This is a genomic window from Candidatus Rhodobacter oscarellae (genome assembly GCF_001078595.1).
Taxonomy (GTDB): Bacteria; Pseudomonadota; Alphaproteobacteria; order Rhodobacterales; family Rhodobacteraceae; genus Rhodobacter_B; species Rhodobacter_B oscarellae.
The window spans coordinates 1,799,509-1,821,323 of the sequence record NZ_LFTY01000002.1 but is presented as its reverse complement, the minus strand read 5'-3'; the positions used below and the strand labels follow the sequence as shown (position 1 = coordinate 1,821,323).

At 64.4% G+C, this 21,815-nt stretch carries 18 protein-coding genes; 16 read left to right on the top strand and 2 right to left on the bottom strand.

What is annotated here, in order from left to right; genetic code table 11:
* The first annotated feature begins 5 nt into the window (after positions 1-5).
* The 16 genes from AIOL_RS13635 (at position 6) to AIOL_RS13560 (ending at position 19,042) form a co-directional block, all read left to right on the top strand.
* Positions 6-1,481, top strand: coding sequence for a glutamine synthetase family protein (locus tag AIOL_RS13635; RefSeq protein WP_049643482.1), 1,476 nt, complete (start codon positions 6-8; stop codon positions 1,479-1,481).
* A gap of 153 nt (positions 1,482-1,634) precedes the next feature.
* Positions 1,635-2,516, top strand: a complete 882-nt coding sequence (locus AIOL_RS13630; protein ID WP_235439030.1) for a glutamine amidotransferase — start codon at positions 1,635-1,637, stop codon at positions 2,514-2,516.
* On the top strand, positions 2,504-3,373 hold the full coding sequence (locus AIOL_RS13625; protein WP_049643480.1) for a GltB/FmdC/FwdC-like GXGXG domain-containing protein: 870 nt from the start codon (positions 2,504-2,506) through the stop codon (positions 3,371-3,373). Before AIOL_RS13630 ends, AIOL_RS13625 begins: the two co-directional genes overlap by 13 nt.
* A gap of 99 nt (positions 3,374-3,472) precedes the next feature.
* Positions 3,473-4,834 carry an FMN-binding glutamate synthase family protein gene (locus AIOL_RS13620; RefSeq protein WP_049643479.1) on the top strand — a complete coding sequence of 454 codons (1,362 nt, stop codon included), beginning with the start codon at positions 3,473-3,475 and terminating at the stop codon, positions 4,832-4,834.
* Positions 4,835-4,916: 82 nt separating this feature from the next.
* Complete coding sequence (locus AIOL_RS13615) at positions 4,917-5,330, top strand: hypothetical protein (protein WP_049643478.1); 414 nt, start codon at positions 4,917-4,919, stop codon at positions 5,328-5,330.
* Between the two features lie 116 nt (positions 5,331-5,446).
* Positions 5,447-6,289, top strand: coding sequence for a carbon-nitrogen hydrolase family protein (locus AIOL_RS13610; RefSeq protein ID WP_049645448.1), 843 nt, complete (start codon positions 5,447-5,449; stop codon positions 6,287-6,289).
* On the top strand, positions 6,286-6,870 hold the full coding sequence (locus AIOL_RS13605) for a hypothetical protein (RefSeq protein ID WP_049643477.1): 585 nt from the start codon (positions 6,286-6,288) through the stop codon (positions 6,868-6,870). The genes AIOL_RS13610 and AIOL_RS13605 overlap by 4 nt, the downstream gene beginning before the upstream one ends.
* A 194-nt stretch (positions 6,871-7,064) precedes the next feature.
* Complete coding sequence (locus tag AIOL_RS13600) at positions 7,065-7,355, top strand: DUF1330 domain-containing protein (protein ID WP_049643476.1); 291 nt, start codon at positions 7,065-7,067, stop codon at positions 7,353-7,355.
* A gap of 6 nt (positions 7,356-7,361) precedes the next feature.
* Positions 7,362-8,699, top strand: a complete 1,338-nt coding sequence (locus AIOL_RS13595; RefSeq protein WP_049643475.1) for an NAD(P)-binding domain-containing protein — start codon at positions 7,362-7,364, stop codon at positions 8,697-8,699.
* Between the two features lie 114 nt (positions 8,700-8,813).
* Positions 8,814-9,764: an ABC transporter substrate-binding protein gene (locus tag AIOL_RS13590; protein WP_049643474.1), complete on the top strand. Its 951-nt coding sequence runs from the start codon at positions 8,814-8,816 to the stop codon at positions 9,762-9,764.
* A 141-nt stretch (positions 9,765-9,905) separates the two neighbouring features.
* The gene (locus tag AIOL_RS13585) at positions 9,906-10,931 is read left to right on the top strand and encodes a quaternary amine ABC transporter ATP-binding protein (RefSeq protein ID WP_049643473.1); all 1,026 of its coding nucleotides are present in this window, start codon (positions 9,906-9,908) and stop codon (positions 10,929-10,931) included.
* 56 nt (positions 10,932-10,987) lie between these two features.
* Positions 10,988-12,967, top strand: a complete 1,980-nt coding sequence (locus tag AIOL_RS13580) for an ABC transporter permease (protein ID WP_082152803.1) — start codon at positions 10,988-10,990, stop codon at positions 12,965-12,967.
* Positions 12,968-13,070: 103 nt separating this feature from the next.
* Positions 13,071-15,449: a DUF1989 domain-containing protein gene (locus AIOL_RS13575; RefSeq protein WP_049643471.1), complete on the top strand. Its 2,379-nt coding sequence runs from the start codon at positions 13,071-13,073 to the stop codon at positions 15,447-15,449.
* Positions 15,450-16,117: 668 nt separating this feature from the next.
* Entirely contained in the window at positions 16,118-16,963 is an 846-nt protein-coding gene (locus tag AIOL_RS13570; protein WP_049643470.1) for a TauD/TfdA family dioxygenase, read from the top strand.
* Positions 16,950-17,732 carry a carbon-nitrogen hydrolase family protein gene (locus tag AIOL_RS13565; protein ID WP_053101280.1) on the top strand — a complete coding sequence of 261 codons (783 nt, stop codon included), beginning with the start codon at positions 16,950-16,952 and terminating at the stop codon, positions 17,730-17,732. Before AIOL_RS13570 ends, AIOL_RS13565 begins: the two co-directional genes overlap by 14 nt.
* The gene (locus AIOL_RS13560) at positions 17,729-19,042 is read left to right on the top strand and encodes an NAD(P)/FAD-dependent oxidoreductase (RefSeq protein ID WP_049643469.1); all 1,314 of its coding nucleotides are present in this window, start codon (positions 17,729-17,731) and stop codon (positions 19,040-19,042) included. Before AIOL_RS13565 ends, AIOL_RS13560 begins: the two co-directional genes overlap by 4 nt.
* An 87-nt stretch (positions 19,043-19,129) precedes the next feature.
* Here AIOL_RS13560 and AIOL_RS13555 read toward each other — a convergent pair whose 3' ends face one another.
* Complete coding sequence (locus tag AIOL_RS13555; RefSeq protein WP_049643468.1) at positions 19,130-20,296, bottom strand: cytochrome P450; 1,167 nt, start codon at positions 20,294-20,296, stop codon at positions 19,130-19,132.
* Positions 20,297-20,378: 82 nt separating this feature from the next.
* Positions 20,379-21,680: a type III glutamate--ammonia ligase gene (gene glnT, locus AIOL_RS13550; RefSeq protein WP_049643467.1), complete on the bottom strand. Its 1,302-nt coding sequence runs from the start codon at positions 21,678-21,680 to the stop codon at positions 20,379-20,381.
* Between the last annotated feature and the right edge of the window lie 135 nt (positions 21,681-21,815).

Here is a 21,815-nt window from a genome sequence, read left to right as displayed (position 1 = left end):
GCACAGTGGCCACCGATCTTGAGAGATTTGTAGACGCCCCCGGGCGCGACGAGAAGATCAAAGAAGTCCGTGAGATGATCGACAAGCTGGGGATCGAGTATCTCTATCTGCAATTCGTCTCGATCACCGGCAAGATCATGGGCAAGGGCATCCCGGCCGATCACTGGGAGAGCGTTGCCAAGAAGGGCTTTCAGCTTGTCTACGGCGCCACGGTGAACCTCTTTACCGACCGCGCGGGCAACTACCTGGGCTATGGCCCCGAGGCCGCCGAGCTGGTGGGCATCCCCGAGCCCGAGACCTTCATGCAGCTGCCCTGGGCGCCGCAGATCGGGCGGATGTATTCCACGCTGTTCCGCAACCGCGAGGAAAAGGAAAACCCGGGCGGGTATCTGACCTCGGACGGGCGCGGCAACCTGCGCCGGCTGCACGAGGAGTTCACCGCCAAGCACGGCCGCAAGCTGCGCATCGGCACCGAGCCGGAGATGATGTGGCTGAAGTTCGACGAGAACGGCAAGCCGGGCCCCGGCTATTCCAAGCCCTATTGCTACCATATCGACCAGTTTGAATCGCTGCGCCCGGTGTCGATGCAGGTCATCAAGTATGCACGCCAGATGGGCCTGGATATGATCCAGGGCGACCACGAGGACGCGCCGGGGCAGCTTGAGCTGAACTGGATGTTCGACGATGTGCTGCGCAACGCAGACCGCCTGACCACGTACCGCCAGATCTGCGCCCAGGTCGCGCGCGAGCATGGCATCTTCGCCTGCTTCATGACCAAGCCCTTCATGGGCGTGTCGGCCTCGGGCTGCCACCACAACATGAGCCTGTGGCGCGGCGGAGAGGACGAGTTCGTCAAATGCGGCAACGACCCCGACAACCTGCCGGGGATGCGCGACAACTACATGTATGTGAAGGGCGGCGAGAACACGTTCATGCCCGATGACGACGATCCGCAGATGCCGGGGGCCGAGGGGCTCGTGGCGATCGGCGGTGTGGTCAAGCACCTGCAGGCGCTGACGGCGATTGGGTGTTCCACGGTGAATTCGTATCGCCGGCTCTGGGATACCGGCTTCTGGGCGCCGGTCTTCGCCGATTGGGGCTTCCAGAACCGCACCACGGGCCTGCGGGTCTCGGCGCCGGGCCGGTTCGAGTATCGCTCGGTGGATTCGATGGTGAACCCCTACATCATGGGCTCCACCCTCTTGGCGGCGATGGATGACGGGATCGACAACAATGTCAGCCCCGGCGAGCCGGAGGAGCGCAACATCTACGAGGCGATCAAAGAGGGCAAGGACGTCAAGAAACTGCCCATGTCGCTGGGCGAGGCGCTGGGCCACCTAGAAGGCAGCGAGGTCGTGCGTCGTGGCATGCCGGGCGAGATGTACCGTCTCTACCACGAGTACAAACACGACGAGTACGCGCGCTTCATGTCCACCGTCACCGATTGGGACAACGAAACCTACATGGAATGCTTGCCATAGGCCAGCAGGGGCGGTGGGCAAATTGCCCACCCTACACATCGCTCGTAGGGTGGGCAATTTGCCCACCTTCCATCGAAAAGAAGGAGGCACCGCTAAATGTGCGGAATCGCTGGACTTATCCATAAGGGGAAATCAAGCAACGTGGGTGGCGAGATGACCGCCATGTTGCAGGCCCTCAAACACCGGGGGCCGGACAGCACCGGCTACGCGGTCTATTCCAAGGGCCGCGCGCCCGAGGAATATGTGATGCGCATCAAGGTCGCCGAGGCCGAGGACAAGGCCATCGGCCGCGGTGTCCACAAGCTTATGGCCGACCGGGTGGCGCGGGTGGACGCCATCCTGGAAGAGCACGGCGCCAAGGTGGTCTCGAAAGAGGCCCCCGTCGAGCATGCGCTGCGCTATGTGCTGACCCATGACGGCGACACGCCCGCCATGGCCAACCATATCGAGGAGGACAAGGGCACCGAGATCCTCTCGATGGGCAACGGGCTGGAGCTGATCAAGGACCTGGGCGACGCCACCGTGGTGGCGGATGCCTACGGGCTGCACGAGTTCGAGGGCACCCACGGCATCGGCCACACCCGCATGGCCACGGAATCGGATGTGGATATCAAATCCGCGCACCCCTATTGGGCCTTCCCCTATAACGACATCTCGGTGGTGCATAACGGGCAGATCACCAACTACTGGATCATGCGCCGCGAGATGGAGCGCAAGGGCCACCGCTTTCAGTCGAACTGCGACAGCGAGCTTTTGGCGGTCTACACCGCGCATAACCTCGCCAATGGGGTGGAGCTGGAGGAGAGCCTGCGCCGCTCCATCGAAGAGATCGACGGCGTGTTCACCTATCTGGTCTGCACCAAGGACCAGCTTGGGATGGCCAAGGACACGATGGCCGCTAAGCCGCTGGTTCTGTACGAGAGCGACGACCTGATCGCGATGGCCTCCGAGGAGGTCTCGATCCGCGCGATCCTCCCCCATGAGATCGACACAACCGACCCTTACGACGAGGAGGTGCGCGTATGGCAAGCGTAAGTGATGCCGAGCTGAAGGCAATGACCCAGGAGGAGCGCGTAAAAGCGCTCGGCATGACCACGGAACAGCTGACGGGCAAGTCACTCTATATGGAGTTCGACCCCGACGCGCTGGAGCGGTTCGAGTACCCCTGGGCGCCCGTGGTGGATTTCAACAAGCGCACCGAGGTGGATTGCGACGGAAAGACCACCACCGAGGTGAACGAGAGCATCCGGGCTCTGATGGCCGAAGGCTATGGCACGATCGTGCTGCAGAACCCGCGCGGCATGCACTCGCTGGGTGTGGGGATCCTGTCCAAGCTGAACCTGATCGTCGAGGGCTCGACGGGCTATTTCGCGGTGGGGCTGATCGATGGCCCGAACGTGCGCATCACGGGGCGCGTGGGCTGGTCCTGCGGCGAGAATATGATGTCCGGCACGGTGATGATCGAAAAGAACGCCGGTTCCACCTTTGGGGCGGCGATCCGCGGCGGCGACCTGGTGTGTCGCGGCTCGGTGGGCTCGCGCACAGGGATCGACATGAAGGGCGGCACGATTATCGTGGGTGGCGACACCGGCGCTTTGTCGGGCTTCATGATGCAGCGGGGCCGGATGGTGGTCTGCGGTAACGCAGGCAAGAACCTGGGCGACTCGATGTATGACGGCACGATCTATGTCGGCGGCGAGATCAGAAGCTGTGGCGTGGACGCGGTCGAGGCCGAGCTGACGCAGCTTGATAAGGATTGGCTGACCCGGAAGCTGACGCAATACGGGATGATGCCGGAGAAGGGCGTGGACCACTTCACCAAGATCGTCGCGGGCAAGCAGCTTTGGAACTATGACAATCTCGAGCCGAACGAGAAGAAACTGATCCTCTGATGCTGGGCGGAGCCAAAATTTTTGGAAAAATTTTGGACGCAAATTTTGAAAATTTGCGCGCCCGCCGAGAGCACAGAGCGCTGACACAAAGGACATACCATGGCTGACGGAAGCCCAACGAAAAAACCGCTGGACCGCGATGTCAACCGCATCGGTGACAGCTTTATCTTCCCACCACGCGTCATGGACGACATCCATATCAAGGCCGAGCTTGGCCGGTACCGGATGCGTGGGTTCTCGCTGTTCAAGAAGATCCCGCACTGGGATGACCTGACATTTCTGCCGGGCACGCTGACGCGCTTTGTGATCGAGGGTTACCGCGAGAAATGTGAGACCAAGACCGTTATCGGCCCGCGCGCCAAGACGCCGATTGAGCTGGACATCCCAGTCTATGTGACCGGCATGAGCTTTGGTGCTTTGTCTTATGAGGCAAAGACCGCGCTGGCGCGCGGTGCGACCATGGCGGGCACCGCGACCTGTTCGGGCGAGGGCGGCATGATCCCCGACGAGCGGCGCTATAGCTCGAAATGGTTCTACCAGTGCATCCAGTCGCGTTATGGGTTTAACCCCAACCACCTGGTGCTGGCCGATGGCTGCGAGTTCTTCATCGGGCAGGGCTGTAAGGTCGGCCTGGGCGGGCATCTGATGGGCCAGAAGGTCACCGACCAGGTGGCCGAGATGCGTTCGCTGCCCGCGGGTATCGACCAGCGCTCCCCCGCGCGTCACCCTGACTGGCTGGGCCCGGACGACCTGGCGCTGAAGATCCAGGAGATCCGCGAGGCCACGGACTGGCAGATCCCGATCCAGCTCAAGCTGGGCGCGGCGCGGGTCTATGACGACGTGCGCATGGCGGTGAAATGCGACCCCGATAGCATCTATATCGACGGGATGGAGGGCGGCACCGGCGCCGGTCCGCACCTGGCCACGGAAGACACCGGCGTGCCGGGCATGGCCGCGATCCGTCAGGCCCGCAAGGCCATCGACGATTTGGGCAAGCGCGGCGAGATCAGCCTGGTTTACGCGGGCGGCATCCGCAATGGCGCCGATGTGGCCAAGGCGATCGCCCTGGGCGCGGACGCCATCGCGCTGGGCCACTCGGTGATGATGGCGCTGAACTGCAACAAGGATATCCCCGAGGCGAACTACCCCGAGGAGATCGGTGCCGAGCCCGGATATTGCTACCACTGCCACACGGGCCGCTGCCCGGTGGGCGTGGCAACGCAAGACCCAGCTTTGCGCGAGCGTCTGGACCCGGATGAGGCCGCCGAGCGCGTCTATAACTTCCTGCACACGCTGACGATTGAGGCTCAGCTGTTCGCCCGTGCCTGCGGCAAGACGCATCTGCATTCGCTGGAGCCCGAGGATCTGGCGGCGCTGACGATGGAGGCCTCGGCCATGGCGGGCGTGCCGCTTGCGGGCACGAACCACACCGTGGGCATCGAAGACTATCACCATCTTTAAGGGATGGCGGGGTGAACCCCGCCCTACAGAGCAACATACGTAGGGCGGGACTTGTCCCGCCGCCCTTCCAAAGGAGAAACACATGGCTGGAACAGTTTACCGAGGCTCCGAGATCAAGGATGTCGACCAGTTCCTGAACGACGCGGCGGGGCTTGAATCCGAGCGCGAGAAGGAGATCGGCCAGCATATCGGTTATCGCTATGACGTGAACCTGGTGCCGGACTACGCCCGGATCACGCCCTTTTTGACCAAATACATGGAGGTCATGGGCTGGGACGACCTCAACTGGCTAGAAGATGTGCATATGGGCTATGAAGAGGGCAAACCCGCCGTCTTTGATCGCAACATCAACGGCTGGGTGCGCATCCCCGACAGCATCGACTTGCCAGACAACCAGCAGGATCGTGACATGATCGCGCGCGAGTTGTTGATCAAGTTCCAGATGTCGGACCGGCATCCGCTGGTGAGCCTGCGCAAGGCCTATATGAAATTCTGATGGGGGTGTCGGATCGGCTTGCGCCGATCCGATCCGCTGGGAGGGGCTCTGCCCCTCCCAGACCCTCCCCGGGATATTTGAGAACCGAAGAAGGGGCGAAGTGGAGCTTGATTGAGATGGCACGGCACCTGGACATAGCATGTTTGCAGACGCGGCCCATGGCCAGCTTTGAGGAGGCGATTGACGAGGCCTTGCCCCTGGCTGAGGCCGCGGTGCAGGCGGGCGCCGAGATACTATTCTTGCCGGAGTATTGTGGCGGGTTGGCCTCGGACGGGCCCGCTTTGGCCCCGCCGGTGGCACCGGACGGGGCTCATCCCATGGTCGAGGCCTTCCGGGCCTTCGCGCGGGAGCGTGGCGTTTGGGTGATGCTGGGCTCGGTGGCGGTCGAAGGGCAAGGCGGCAAGATCATCAACCGCGGCTTCATGATCGACGAGAAGGGGCAAGTGGTCGGGCGCTACGACAAGATCCACATGTTCGACATCCAGCTCTCGGAGGCGGAGGTGTACCGCGAGAGCGCCCGCGTGGTCGCAGGCGGCGCGGCGGTGATCCACGACACGCCCTGGGGGCGCATCGGGCACACGATCTGCTATGACCTGCGCTTTCCCGACCTCTATCGGCAGCTTGCCCAAGCCGGGGCCGAGGTGATCTGCGCGCCCGCGGCCTTCACCCGCAAGACCGGCGAGGCGCATTGGCATGTGCTCAACCGCGCGCGCGCCATCGAGAACGGCTGTTACATGGTCTCGCCCTGCGCCATTGGGCCGGTGCCCGGCGGCGGCGAGAGCTATGGGCACTCCCTGGTGGTCGGCCCCTGGGGCGAGTTGGTGGCCGATGGGGGCACCCTGCCGGGGATCGTCTCGGCGCGCCTGGACCTGGGCAAGGTCGCCGAGGCGCGCGGGCGCATCCCCAGCCTGAGCCATGACCGCCCCTTCGCATTTGCCAAGCCGGAGGCTGCAGAATGAGCATCGCAACCGCGCTTGGCACCAGCTTTACGGACAGCAAGCTGCGCTCGGCCTTCCTGAAATGGCAGTGCCGGGTACGCCAGATGGCGATGCGCGACGCCGATGGGCGCCCCGATGACGGCATCATGCCCGCGCTGGTGCTGCCCGGCGACGCAGAGCCGCTGGGCCACATCATCACTATCCTCAACAAGGCGCCGGGCTATGCCCTGGTGCCCGAGATGCAGCACATGGCCGCCCGCACCAACGACCCCGCCGAGCGCCGCGCCAAGGCTATCGAGTTCCTGTCCTCTGCTTACTACCAAAAGCACAAGGAATTCAGCGACATACTCACCTCGACCTTCCCGCCAGAAAGCAAAGGCGCGGCGCAGATCCGCGCCGCCGAGCGCTGCACGCTGAAGTTCGACGCCTATAACCAGCGCTTCGATCTAGTGTGTAAGGTCTGGCGCTTGGCGCCGCATAACCCGCTCTACCAGGCCACGATGGCGCATAACGCGCTGTTTAATCCGGGGCTGCATCCGGACACAGAGGTGCTGGGTTTCGAGCCGGATTGGGAAGCCTCACGGGCCGAGCCGGGGATTTAGAATGATGAAGAATTCCTTAACGCGCCTGCGCCGGTTACCCCCTCCCTACCGCCCTCAATCCTTGGGCGATTCGGTGAATATTCCATTGAGATTGGGCGAGAAAAACGCAGGGTGGTGCGCTTGGCCGCAGCCTGCGGGATCCGCTCGCCGCCCGTTGCGCCAAACGCCCAAATCTGAGCGGGGCGCCAAGTAAGATGCCCAAAGGATACGTCATCGCGCAGATCAAAGTGACCGACCCGGTGGCCTATCCCAACTATGTTAAGCTTGTGCAGGCCACGCTGGAGCCCTTTGGCGGGCAGTTCATCGTGCGCGGCGGGCAGGCGGTCAGCTACGAGGGCACCCCGCCGGGCGACCGCAACGTGGTGATCCAGTTCCCCAGCTACCAAGCCGCTCAGGACTGGTACCATTCCGATATCTACGCCGAGGCCAAGGCCATGCGCCAAGCGGCCTCCTCATCCGTACAAACAATCGTTGAGGGAGTGTAAGAAACAATGACGAAACGCGTATGTGTGATTGGGGCCGGACCGTCAGGGCTGGCGCAGCTTCGGGCCTTCCAATCGGCCAAGGCCAAGGGCGAGGACATCCCCGAGGTGGTCTGCTACGAGAAGCAGTCCGACTGGGGCGGGCTTTGGAACTACACCTGGCGCACCGGAGTGGACGAGCACGGCAATAACTGCCACGGCTCGATGTACCGCTACCTGTGGTCGAACGGCCCCAAGGAGGGGCTGGAGTTCGCCGACTACACGTTCGAGGAGCATTTCGGCAAACCGATTGCCTCCTATCCGCCCCGCGCGGTGCTGTTCGACTACATCAAGGGCCGGGTTGAGAAGGCCGGCGTGCGCGATTGGATCGAGTTCGACACCATCGTGCGGGATGTGCGCGCGCGGGATGGCGGGTTCGAGGTCACCGTGCGCAACGAGAAGACCGATAGCGAGAAGACCGAGCAGTTTGATCATGTGGTGGTGGCCACGGGGCATTTCTCGGTCCCCAACGTGCCGGAATACCCCGGATTTGAGAGCTATAACGGGCGGCTCCTGCACGCGCATGACTTCCGCGACGCGCGCGAGTTCACCGGCAAAGACGTGATGATCATGGGCACCAGCTACTCGGCGGAGGATATCGGCAGCCAGATCTGGAAATACGGCGCCACGAGCATCGTGCAGAGCTGCCGGGGCGGGGCGACGGGCTATAAATGGCCCGAGAACTGGACCGAGGTGGCCGGGCTGGACCGGGTGGAGGGCAAGACCTGCCACTTCACCGATGGCAGCACCGCGGATGTGGACGCGATCATCCTGTGCACCGGCTACAAGCACCACTTCCCGTTCCTGCCGGACGATCTGCGGCTGAAGACCGCGAATATCCTGGCCGCCGACGACCTCTACAAAGGGGTCGTGTGGAACCACAACACCGACATGTTCTACCTGGGCATGCAGGACCAGTGGTACACGTTCAACATGTTCGACGCCCAGGCCTGGTGGGTGCGCGACGCGATCATGGGCAAGATCGCGATCCCCTCTGACATGGCCACGCTGGAGGCCGATGTGGCGCAGCGCAAAGCCGAAGAGGGCGCGCTGGCCGACGACTTTGCCTGCATCGACTACCAGGGCGCCTACACGATGGAGCTGATCGAGGAGACGGATTACCCGAGCTTCGACATCCAGGCGGCGAACCAGGCCTTCTACGAGTGGAAGAAGCACAAGAAGGCCGACATCATGACCTTCCGCAACAACGGCTACACCAGCCCGATGACCGGCACCAAGGCGCCAGAGCATCACACGCCTTGGAAGGACGCGCTGGACGACAGCTTAGAGAGTTATTTGCAAGTTTAGGGGTTCAAGAGCGCGGGGCGCGCAGGGTGCGCGCCTTTGAAATTAATAGACCGGTGGACGAACTGCGGGCATCCTATCCAAGCGGCGGAAACGTCGCACATCAGGGAGATTACTATGAAAAAACTCACAACAACAGTGATTGCGGGCGCGATTGCGGCGATGCCCTTCGCCGCGTCGGCGGCTGACAGCAGCGACCCGATCGTAATTCCGATCCACAACTGGTCCAGCCAGATCGTGATGAGCCACGTGGTGGGTCAGATCTTTGAGGGCATGGGCAACAATGTCGAGTTCGTGACCACGGACAGCCAGGCGGTCTACGAGTCGGTGCGCCTGGGCGACGTCACGCTGGAGCTTGAGGTCTGGGAAGGGGCGTTCGGCGCGTCCTTCCGTGCAGCACTCGAGAAGGGCGGTCTGCATGACGTCGGTGACCACGACGCGGTGACCCGCGAGGATTGGTGGTACCCGTCCTGGACAAAAGAGGCCTGCCCTGGTCTGCCAAGCTGGGAAGCGCTCAATGACTGCGCGGCGCTCTTTAAGACCGCCGAGAGCGGCGACAAGGGCATGTATCTTGACGGGCCCGTGGACTGGTTGAAGCATGGCCAAGAGCGCGTCGCGGCGCTGGGCATGGACTTCATCGTGGTGAACGCGGGCTCCGCGGCGGCGCTCTGGGCGCATATCGGCAATGCCGAGGCCTCCAAGACGCCCATCGTGGTCTTCAACTGGACGCCCAACTTTGCCGAGGCCGTGTGGCCGGGTGAGTTCGTCGAGTTCCCGACCTGGGAGGACGGCTGCGACAAGGACCCCGCCAAGGGCCCCAACAAGGACGCGCTTTACGACTGCGGCAACCCGGCGGATGGCTACCTCAAGAAGGCCGCCTGGGACGGGATGAAGGGCAAGTGGCCCGGCGCCTATGATGTGCTGGCCAAGATCTCCTTCACCAACGCCCAGATCGCCGAAATGGCGCGCCTGGTCGACGTCGAAGAGTTGGAAGCCGAAGAAGCCGCCGAAGAGTGGCTGGCCGCCAACGAAGACGTCTGGAAGCCCTGGGTCGAGGCTGGCAGCTAAAGGCGCCGCTCGGTCCGTCCGAATGGGCGTCCTCGCGATGTCGAAGACGCTCAATAGGGCGGATGAGACGCCACCTTTCAAAAACCGTCTTCGGGCCATGTAATCTGGCCCGAAGACATCTTGGCAAGAAAGAGGGGCAATATGCCATCTGAAGACACCGTTATCTCTTGCCGCAATGTGTGGAAGCTCTTCGGCCCGCACCCTGAGAAATTTCTTAAGAGCATGCCCGATGGCATGGGTTATGACGAGATCGCCGTCGCGGGCTATATCGCGGGCGTCAAGGACGTCACGCTGGATGTCAGCCGCGGCGAGATGCTGGTGATCATGGGGCTTTCGGGTTCTGGCAAGTCCACCCTGGTGCGCTGCCTCTCCCGCCTGCACGAGATCACCGGCGGCACGGTCGAGGTCGAGGGCACTGACATCGGCGGCTTGTCAGAGCGCGACCTGATCGAGCTGCGCCGCAACAAGATGGGCATGGTGTTCCAAAGCTTTGGCCTGCTGCCGCACCGCACGGTGCTCGAGAACGTGGCCTTCCCGCTGGAGATGCGCGGCCAGGATCGGCACGCCAGGCGTGCCCGCGCCCTAGAGGTGGTCAAGCTGGTGGGCCTGGAGGGGCGCGAGGAGTATTTCCCGCGCGAGCTTTCCGGCGGGCAGCAGCAGCGCGTCGGCATCGCCCGCTCGCTCGCCATCGAGCCCGACATTTGGTTCCTGGACGAGCCGTTCTCGGCGCTCGACCCGCTGATCCGGCGCGAGATGCAGGACGAGTTCCTGCGCCTGCAAGAGATGCTGGGCAAGACCATCGTTTTCATCACCCATGACTTCGACGAGGCTTTGCGCCTCGCCGACCGCATTGCGATCATGAAGAACGGCGCGGTCGAGCAGATCGACACGCCCGACCAGATCGTGCTGAACCCCGCCACGGAATATGTCGCCAAGTTCACCGAGGAGATTGATAAATCCCGCGTGGTGCATGCGGGCGTTCTGGTTGAGGAGGGGGCGCACCCTGCGGGTGGCGATCCTGTGGATGCGGGCGCCACGATCCAGTCCCTGGCGCGGCGCATCGTGAACGATAGCGCCGACACCATCCCCGTGGCGCGCGATGGCAAGGTGATTGGCGCCATGCCGCGGGCCAAGGCTTTGAACGTGTTGCTTGGGGGCGCCGGGTGAGCGCCCTGCGGGCATGGGTTGACGCTCCGGGCAATACGCGCCGGGCGATCTGGGCCATGCTCGGCGTGGCGGTGCTCTTGACGGTGCTGCGCCCCTGGCTGCCCGCCGGGTTGGTGCGCATCCCCGAGGCCTGGCTGTTGCCCTGGCGGGACTGGATCGACGTGGCCTTTGAGTTTATCCGCGGCGACCGCGAGGAGGGGCGCTTTGGCCTGATCTACATCACCCGCGCGCTCAGCGGCGGGCTGGAGTTCATCCTCGATGCGGTGGCCAACGTGCTTTACGGCAAGCACCGCTGGCCGCGGATCGAGCAGCTGCCCTGGCCGGTGATCACGGGCTGCATGGCGGTTCTGGGCTATGCTTTGGGTTGTTGGCGCCTGGCGCTGCTGGCGGGGGGGACGTTCCTCTGGGCGGCGCTGATTGGGCAATGGGACCTGACCATGGAGACGATGAGCGTGATCGCGGTGGCGGCGCCGTTTGCGTTCACGATTGGCGGGCTGTTGGGCATCTGGTCGTGGAAGTCCAAGCGCGTCGAGGAGACGATCAAGCCGCTGCTTCTGGTCATGCAGGTGCTGCCCTTCTTCAGCTACCTCTTGCCCGCGGTGATCTTCTTTAAGGTGGGGCCGACGGCGGCCACCGTCGCGACCATCGCCTACGCGCTGCCGCCGATGATCCTGATGACGACACTGGGGCTCAAGAAGGTCAGCCCGGAGGTGATTGAGGCGGGCAAGATGTCGGGCTGCTCCAGCTGGCAGATGCTGCGGCATGTCTACATCCCCTCGGCGCGGACCGAGATCATGGTGGGGCTGAACCAGGTGATCATGCTCTGCTTGGCCATGGTGGTGCTGACGGCGGCCATTGGCATGCCGGGGCTGGGCGCAAAGCTGCTGGCGATGATGGGCTCGTTCAAGCTGGGGCGTTCTCTAGAGATCGGCATCACCATCGTGCTGCTGGCGGTGACGCTGGACCGGTTGTCGAAGGCCTGGGTGGTCAAGCAGCCCGAGCATTTCGAGAAGGGCACGCCCTGGTGGCGGCGCAACATATATCTGGTGGTGGGCATCGCCAGCTTTGTCGGGCTCTATCTGCTCAGCTGGGTCTCGCAGGGGCTCTCGAATGTGAATTTCGAGGACCTGACCTGGTCGAACGCGCATCAATACGCGGGCGGCGTGCTGGACGAGGTCAAGCGCAAGCAGTCGATGACCCAGGGCCGGGCGCTGGACGGGCAGATCAAGCAGTTCCTGGCCTTCGACTGGGTGCAGAGCACGACCTACGCGATCCGGTATTTCTTCAACAACTTCATCCTGATCCCGTCGGAGAAGGCATTGCTCTTCGTACCGACGCCTGCGGTGATCCTGGCGGTGACGGCGCTGGCGCTGGGTCTGGGCGGGTTCTGGCCGGGGCTTCTGGCGCTGGTGTTCTTCTGCATCGTCGCCGAGTTCGGCTATTGGGACCGAGCCATGCTGACCCTGCATTCGGTCTTTATGGCGACGTTCTTTGCTTTCCTCTTTGGCGCGCCCCTGGCGGTCTGGGCGGCGCGGCATGAGGCGCGCGCGCGGCGCCTGATCCTGCTCTGCGACACGTTCCAGACCTTCCCCAGCTATGTGTATCTGCTGCCGGCGGTGATGCTCTTTGGGATCTCGCCGGTGACGGTGATCATCTCGATCCTGATCTACACGATGGTGCCGGTGATGCGCTATACGGTGGAAGGCCTGCGCGGGGTGCCCGCCGAGATGGTGGAGGCCGCCGAGATGTCCGGGGCCACGCGCAGCCAGAAGCTTTGGAAGGTGCAGATACCGCTGGCGATGCCCACCATCGCGGTCGGGTTGAACCAGGCGCTGGTCTTTGCGTTCTTCATGGTGATCATCGCCGAATTCATCGGCACGCGCGATCTGGGCCAAGAGATGCGCAAGACGCTGGCGGGCACGCATCTGGGCTGGAACTTCGTGCTGGGCTTCTCTGTGGTCTTCATGGCGCTGACCTTTGACATTGCGATCAACGCCTGGGCCGAGAGGCGCCGCAAGATCTTGGGGCTGGCGTGATGGCATGTGACTGGAACAGGGCGCGGCGTCACCCGGTCTCTGGCTGCACCGTCCTACGCGCCGCGCGCTGCGCCGTCCTCGCTTGTTTCACGGGAGGCAAGACATGACCGTTCGCCCAGTTTTCGAAGTGCCATGGGAGCGCAAGGGCGTGCTAAAGCCCGGCCTGCCGATCCTGCCCCATGGGGTGGAACGCCACCCGGTGCCCGGCGGCGGCTCGCGCGCCGTGCCGATCTATGCCGGTGACGAGGTGATCGTGCTGGATCGCGAGGGGTTGCAGCCGGGTGAGTTGGTGATCTTTGGGCCCGATCGCCGGTCGGACGCGGCGATGCTGGGCGCAAAGGGGCAGGGGCGGCCCACCGCGACGATTGAGACCTTGGCCAATGGCTCGCGTTCCGGGGCGCAGGTCTTGAAGGCCCTGGCCGCCGTCGGGTTCAACATCGAGGCCGGGGACGCGGTGCCGGTCTTTGCGGAAGGATCGCGTCCTGGGGATCAGGTCGCCTTCACTGCCGAGAGCGACGGGTTGTTGATATGCGCCGCCCCGGGCGGGCCGATGGATGCGCATGCGCAGAATGCGCCGACCGAGCTGATCCTCTACATTCGCCGCGCCGACCCCAAGCTGGCCAAGGACAACCTGACCGCGCCGGACCCGCTGGCGGACCCGCTGCTCGACCAGAACATCCAGCCCGGCCACGCTCATGCCTATGAGGTCAAGAAGGGCGAATACATTCAGATCCTGGATGTGAAAGGCCGCGAATGCTCTGATTTCCAGGCCTTCTCCCTGCGCGCGCTGGACAAGGGTCTGGAGCGCGAGATCGACCCGACCACCACGCGCTCTCTGATGGGCAGCCTCTATCCGGCGCCGGGCATCTTCTCCAAATACTGGTCCGTCGATCATGAGCCCCTGGTGGAGATCGTCCAGGACACCTGCGGGCGGCATGACACGTTCGGGCTGGCCTGCACGGCGCGCTATTACGAGGACCTGGGCTATCCCGGCCATGTGAACTGCTCGGACAATATGAATATCGAGCTCGGCCATCACGGTATCCGCCCGCGCGGCGGCTGGCCGGCGATCAACTTCTTTTTCAACACCATGCTGGACGATACCAACGCGCTGGGCATGGACGAGCCGTGGTCGCGTCCCGGCGATTTCGTGCTGTTGCGCGCGCTGAGCGACCTGGTCTGCGTCTCCAGCGCCTGCCCCTGCGACGTGGACCCGGCCAACGGTTGGGAGCCCACCGACATCCAGCTGCGCACCTACAAGGCGGGCGAGGATTTCCAGCGCTCCATCGGCTACAGAAAATCTGCGGAGGCGGATGTGGAAGACACCAAGAAGACCGGGTTTCATGACAGCTTTGCCGCGCATACTCGCGATTTCGTTGAATATAACGGCTATTGGCTGCCCAACAGCTTCCCCAATGTCGGCACGATCGGCGAGTATTGGGCGGTGCGCGAGAAGGCGGCGGTCATGGATCTGTCGCCCCTGCGAAAGTTCGAGGTCACGGGGCCAGATGCCGAGGAGCTCTTGCAGCTCTGCCTGACGCGCAACATCAAGAAGCTCGCGGTTGGGCAGGTGAGCTATACCGCGATGTGCTACGAGCATGGCGGCATGATCGACGACGGTACGGTTTACCGGCTGGGAGAGATGAATTTCCGCTGGATCGGCGGCAATGACACGGGCGGGCTTTGGCTGCGCCAGCAGGCGCAGGAGCGCGGGCTGAACGCCTGGGTGCGGTCTTCGACGGACCAGATGCACAACATCGCCGTCCAAGGGCGGCTGAGCCGCGAGATCCTGTCCCAGATCTTCTGGACCCCGCCAAAGCAGCCCACGATTGACGAGCTGGGCTGGTTCCGGCTGACCATTGCGCGTGTGGGTGATTTCAGCGGCACCTCGGTGGTGATTTCGCGCACCGGGTATTCGGGTGAGCTGGGCTACGAGATCTTCTGCCACCCGCGGGACGCGAAGGAGATCTTTGACCGGGTCTGGGAGGTCGGAGCGCCGATGGGCATGCAGCCCTTGGGCTTGGCGGCGCTGGACATGATGCGCATCGAGGCAGGGCTGATCTTTGCCGGCTCCGAGTTCGATGACACGACGGACCCTTGGGAGGCCGGGATCGGTTTTACGGTGCCGCTGAAATCGAAGAATGACGACTTCATCGGGCGCGCCGCACTCGAGGAGCGCAAGGCGCACCCGCATCGCAAGCTGGTGGGGCTGGAGATCGAGGGCGGGCTGGTGCCCAGCCCCGGCGATTGCATCCGGCTGGGCAAGGCGCAGGTGGGCGAGGTGACCTCGGCGATGAAATCGCCGCTCCTGGGCCGAGTGATTGCCCTGGGTCGTGTCTCGGTGGCGCATTCCGAGGTCGGGACCGCGTTGGAAGTGGGGCAGCTCGATGGGCAGCAGAAGCGGCTGAAGGCGATGGTGACCAGCTTCCCACATTTCGATCCGACGAAGGCGCGCGTTAAGGGGGAGTATGCGGACGGGTAAAGGCAGGGGTTGGCCTGGACGGGACCTCTGGGCTCAAACGAAACGCCCTTACAACGCTTGCCGACACCAGACGCCACGGAGCCCAAGCAACGCAACCGCCCGAGCTTGCCTCGGGCAGCGGCCGACCTCCCCCAGGAGGCCGCTATTGCCACGTCGCAAAATACTGAAGCAAATGCGCTCGCAGGGCCCGTGTGCCAAGTGGCAACGTTATACAAGCGTCCTCCAGGTCGGCCGCTGCCCGCGTTGTGCTTGGTTCAAGGTAGAGGCACCGGATCAAGTCTGGGGCGGCAGATCTCCAACGCCCGCTTCAAGCCAAGACCAGCCCCACCGTTTGGGCGCGGTTCACTCCGTCACCTGCCGAGGCCCACTCTCGACCATGGCCGCTTTCTGCCGAAGGCCGTGCCCGAGATTCCTGAACCGGGTTTTGTCGTGGCGTGCTCTAAGTGCCATACGCAAAGCCGACGTTTTGCCGACGTTTCGCCGACCCTAGAAATCCCAATAGAATCAGCCTCCAGACCGTGTTTCGCATGCAAGCGGACGACAAGCACCGCGCGCAGCGTTTACACATCCGTAATGCACTTGCGACTGGCGACAAGCCCAAGGTCGTTTTCGATGTAGCGCTCGCGGGGCCCAGGCCATAGGCTTTTGCCAAAGCGAGGGAGGATGCCATGCGGATCGAGAAACTCACCCCGGCGATTGGCGCTGTTTTGCACGATGTCGACATTGCCGCGCCGGATCACGAGGCGCTCTACCAGGCGCTGCTCGAGCATCTGGTGATCTTCATCCGCGGGACAGAGATCAGCCCGCGCGCGCATCTGGGATTCGCCCAAGGCTTCGGTGACCTCAGCCCGCCGCATCCCGTCTACCCGCATGTCGAGGGGCATCCGCAGATCATGCGGCTGGCCAATGGTTCAGGCAGCCCGCCGGACACGAATTCCTGGCATACGGACCTGACTTTTAAGGCAGAGCAGCCCTTTGCCTCGGTCCTTGTGGCGCGCACGGTGCCGGATTGCGGCGGTGACACGATTTGGTCGTCGAACTACGCTGCCTATGATCGGCTGCCTGACGGCATGCGACGCGACCTGGAAGCGCTGGAGGCGGTGCATGATATGGGCGACTTCCGCAACAACTTTGCCGAGGGCGGCGACCCTGCGGATCGCGATACCTCGCTGATCGAGGGCATGGCGCGCATGGGACAGGTCGTGAAGCCGCTGATCGGCGCGCATCCGGTCACCGGCGCCAAGTTTCTCAACTACAATGTGGCCTTCGTCAGCCATATCCTGGGGCTTACGACCGAGGCCTCGAATGCGCTCAAGACCTGGCTGACCGGGCATATGAACCAGCCCGAGGATCAGGTGCGGTGGCGCTGGCGCCCGGGCGATCTGGCGATGTGGGACAACCGGGTGACGATGCATTACGCCGTCGCGGATTACCTGCCCGCGCCGCGCGAGATGCATCGCATCACCGTGATCCGGGACCGCCGCGAGGGGAGCGCCGCACGTGCCGCAGAATGACTTTCGGCTCGCCCTGGCGCAGTCCCCCGCAGAGCTGACCGGCGAGGCCGCGCGGTTCGCCTGGCTTGAGGAGGTGCTGTCGGGCATGGAGCCCGCGGACCTTCTGCTGCTGCCAGAGTGCTTTCCCACGGGCTACAACATTCCCAATGAGATCCCGGCGCTCGCCCAGGCCCCGGACGGGCCTTGGGCGCAGCGCATGGGCCAGCTCGCGGCGCAGCATGGCTGCGCGATCCTCTATGGCTATCCCGAGCGCGCGGGCGATACGCTCTTCAACGCCGCGCAATGCATCGGGCCGGACGGGGCCGCGCTGCACCACTTCCGCAAGCTGGCCATCCCGCCGGGGATTGAGCGCGGGCTCTACGCCCCCGGTGCGGGGGCGGGCGTCTTTGCCTATCGTGGGCTCAAGATCGGTGTGCTGATCTGCTACGACGTGGAGTTCCCCGAGACCGTGCGGCACCTGGCGCTGCAGGGCGCCGACCTGGTGCTGGTGCCGACCGCGCTGGGCGCGCGCTGGCCCTGGATCGCCGACGTCACCGCCCCGGTGCGCGCCTATGAGAACGGGATCCACCTGGCCTATGCCAATCATTGCGGCACCGAAAACGGGGTGGAGTTCTATGGCCATAGCGTGATCGCGGGCCCGCATGGGCGCGAGCTGGCGCGGGCGGGGGCGGCGCCTGGGGTGATCTACGCCACGATCGACGCCAGCCTGCGGGACCAGTTCTATGCCGATGTGCCTTATCTGGATGACGTAAAGGAGCTGGCGCTATGAGCCTGTTTGTCGAGGATCACGCGCCGCTGGGGCAGCCCTATTGGTGGGAGGGGGCGGAGTGGCCTGATTTGTCGGCGCCGCCGCCGGAGCGGGTCGACCTTTGCGTGATCGGGGCCGGTTACACCGGGCTCTCGGCGGCCATTGCCGCCCATGACACCGGCGCCAAGGTCTGCGTGATCGACGCGGGCCAGCCGGGGCAGGGCGCCTCGACCCGCAATGGCGGCATGACCGGCGCGCATCCTAGGCTGGGCTGGGAGGCGCTGCGCGACCTCTTCGGTGAGGCGGTGGCCGACGGTATCTTTGCCGAAGCCGGTCCCGCGCTGGGCTTCGTGCGCGATCTGATCGCGCGCGAGGAGATAGACTGCGACTTTCAGCAGACCGGGCGCATCCAGCTCGCGTGGACCGCCAAGCATTTTGCCGCGCAAGAGGCCTTGGCCGCGCGGGTGCGCGAAAAGAGCGGGATCGAGGCGCATGTGGTGGCGCGGGACGAGCTGGGTTCCGAGATCGAGACCGAGCGATATTTCGGCGGGCTGGTGATCCCCAGCCATTGCGCGGTGCATCCCTGGAAGTACCATAACGGTCTCTTGCAGGCGGTGCTGCGGCGCGGGGCGGCGGTCATCGCCCACTGCCCTGCAGTGGGAATTGATCGCGATGCTGGTGGCTTCACTGTGCGCACACCGAAGGGCGATATTCGCGCGGGCAAGGTGCTGATGGCCACCAACGGCTACACATCCGGGCCGTTCCGGTGGTTCCAGCGCCGGGTCTTCCCGCTGCCGAGCTACCTGATCGCCACAGAGCCCTTGCCGCCGAACCTGATGGGGCATCTGGCGCCGGGGCGGCGCATGATGGTCGAGACCCGGGCGCGGCACAGCTATTTCCGCGCCTCGCCGGATTGGACGCGGTTTCTTTACGGCGGGCGGGCCTCGATGCGGCCCATCGACATGCGCAGCGCGGCGCGGCGGTTGCATGCCACGATGGTGGAGGTCTGGCCGGAGCTGGCCGAGACCAAGCTCAGCCATGTCTGGTGGGGGAATACGGGTTACTCCTTCACGCATATGCCCTCTGTCGGGGAGCGGGACGGCGTGCACTACGCGATGGGCTTCTCGGGGTCTGGCACGGTGATGGCGCCCTATCTGGGGGCAAAGGCGGCCTGGCGTGCCTTGGGGGATGCGCGGGGCGAGACGGCCTATGCGGCCTCGCCCCTAAAGACGCACTGGCTGCATCCCGGCGCGCGGCCGCATTTCCTGAAGCTCGCGGATCTGTGGTATCGCAGCGCGGTGGATTGGCGCGATAGTTTCCAGGGGAGATAGCGCCGGGTAGATGTGTATAAGAGACAGCGCAGGGCCCGTGTNCACCCACCCGCCCCCGCCCGCCGACCCGGCGCTTTGTCGGAGGGGTTACTCTGTGAAGCGAAGGGGCAGTCGCGCGGGGCTTGTGTTGCCGGTCTCGGGCAGCCATTCTGGCTGGGCTGCGAACGCCACCTCGGAGAACCGGCCCACCAATACCCGCAGTGCCGCGGCCATATCCGTGCGCGCCACGAACTGCCCCAGGCAGTGATGCGCCCCGCCGCCAAAGCCGAAATGGGCCTTGCGCTTGACGGTGACGTCGAACTGCCAGCCGGTGTTGGCGCGCGGGTCCGTTGCGGTGGCGTGCGCCAGGATGTGCAGCGTGGTGCCCTTGGGGATGGGGACGCCGCTCAGCTCGAAATCCTCGGTGGCCTCGCGGGTGGACCAAGTTGTGGTCGGACGGGCGCGGATCGCCTCCTCTATGGCGCCCGGGATCAGCCCCGGGTCGGCGCGCAGGGCGATCCATTGCGCGGGGTGCTCCGCCAGCAGCGCCAGGGCGAAGCCCAACTGCGCACGGGTGGTGTCCACCCCGCCGAAGATCGAGATCACCACGAGGTCGAGGATCTGCTGGTCGCTTAGCTGATTGCCAGCCGCCATTAGGCGGGTGACATAGTCATCGCTTGGGGTTTTGCGCGCCCGGGCCACCATCTGCCGCGCTAGGTCCATCAGGCGGTCCGTGGCGGAATTGAACAGCTGTTCATGCGCCTTCGCATCGAGCCCCATGGCCAGCCCCAGCCGAACTGCGTCCTGGGCGATCCACTCGGCCTCAGTTTCGGGCAGGCCCAGCAGCGTGGTAATGGCGCGGCCCGCGAAGGGCTCGGTGAAGTCTGCGATGAACTCGCAAGGATCGGGCAGCGCCTCTGCGAGGCGCGTTGCCGTGGCTTCGAATTGCGGCACAAGGCGCGCGATCCAATTTGGCGCCAAGGCGGTTTGCGCCGCCAGGCGCAGCGCTTTATGCGCCGCGCCCTCCTGGCCGATCACGCTGTCGGACCAGAACCGCGCGAAGCTGCCGGTGAGGCCCATGGTCTCGGGCCAGGCGTGGCTGCCTTGGCGCAGGCGCCTGTCGCGCAAGAGTTGCCCCGCCTCGCGGTGGCGCAGCACCGCCAGACCAAAGGGGGTTTGCGCGCACCAATGCGCCTCTCGTGCCGCGAGAACTTCGGGGCTTCGGGTCGAGAACCCCTCGGCGGTCAGGTCCAGGAAGGGCAGGGGGCCGCTCATCCGCCCTTTGAGCGGGAGGACCCGCTTTGGGCGTCTTCGCTGCGAGGACGCCCGCCAAGGCGGATCGAGCAGCCCCCTTGCACTAGCAATCCAGCGTCTGCTGGCGCTCCCAATCCGTCAGGTGGCGCGTGTAGTCGGTCCAATTCGCGTGCTTGAGCTTCAGATAGGCCTCGGTGAACTCCGCGCCCATCGCTGCGCCAAGAACCCTGTCCTTCTTAAACGCCCGCAGCGCGTCGAGCAGGTTCAGCGGCAGCTTCTTCACGCCGCGCGCCTTATGCGCCTCGCTATACATGTCGATGTCCAGCCGCTTGCCCGGATCGGCCTGGGTCTCGATCCCGTCGAGCCCCGCGGCCAGGATCCCCGCCATCAGCAGGTAGGGGTTCGCCGCGCCGTCCGCCAGGCGGAACTCGATGCGGCCCGCGTCGGGGATGCGGATCATATGCGTGCGGTTATTGCCGCCATAGCTGACCGTGTTGGGGGACCAGGTGGCGCCGGACGCCGTCACCGGCGCGTTCAGCCGTTTATAGCTGTTCACCGTGGGGTTGGTGATCGCGGCCAGCCCCTGGGCGTGGGCCATCAGCCCGCCGATGAAGTGGTAGCAGTCCTGGCTTAGGCCCATCCCCTCGGGGTCGTTGTCATCCGCAAAGAGCTGCGCGCCGCCCTCCATCATCGAGATATGCACGTGGCAGCCGTTGCCGGTGATGTGCCCGAAGGGCTTGGGCATGAAGGTCGCGCGCAACTCGTGCCGTGCGGCGATCTCCTTGACCATGAACTTAAAGAACGCCAGCCGGTCGGCGGTCTGCAGGCATTCGCCGTAATCCCAGTTGATCTCGAACTGGCCGTTGGCGTCCTCGTGGTCGTTCTGGTAGGGGCCCCAGCCGAGCCCCTCCATGGTCGAGCAGATCTCAGAGATGACATCGAAACGCCGGAGCAGCGCCGATTGGTCGTAGCAGGGCTTCTCCTGGGTGTCGCGCGGGTCCGAGATGTCGCTGCCATCGGCGTTGATGAGGTGGAACTCGGGCTCCACGCCGGTCATCAGCTGCTTGCCGCCGGCCTTTTCGCGCAGGGACTTCAGCACGTTGCGCGGGGCCTGCGCCACGGGGGCGCCGTCCATCCAGGGGTCGCCCGCGACCCAGGCGACCTCGGGCTTCCAGGGCAACTGGATCACCGAGGAAGGGTCGGGCATCACGAACATGTCCGGATGCGCGGGCGTCATGTCCAGCCAGGAGGCGAAGCCCGCGAAACCCGCGCCGCTTTCCTGCATATCCGCCGCGGCGGAGGCCGGCACCAGCTTGGCGCGCTGATGCCCGAAGAGGTCGGTGAAGTTGAAGAGAAAGAATTTCACGCCATTGGATTGGGCGTAGTCGTGCAGGCTGTCGGTCATCTGGCTCCCCGGTCTGTCTTTCTGCGGTTGGCCGGATTTGGCCCGCCCAGGTGGAGCGCTGTCAAGGGGAAGGGGTGCCTATGGCGACCCGTTAGAACATTTTTTAACTGTGAGGCAAATTGAGGCAGGAGTTTT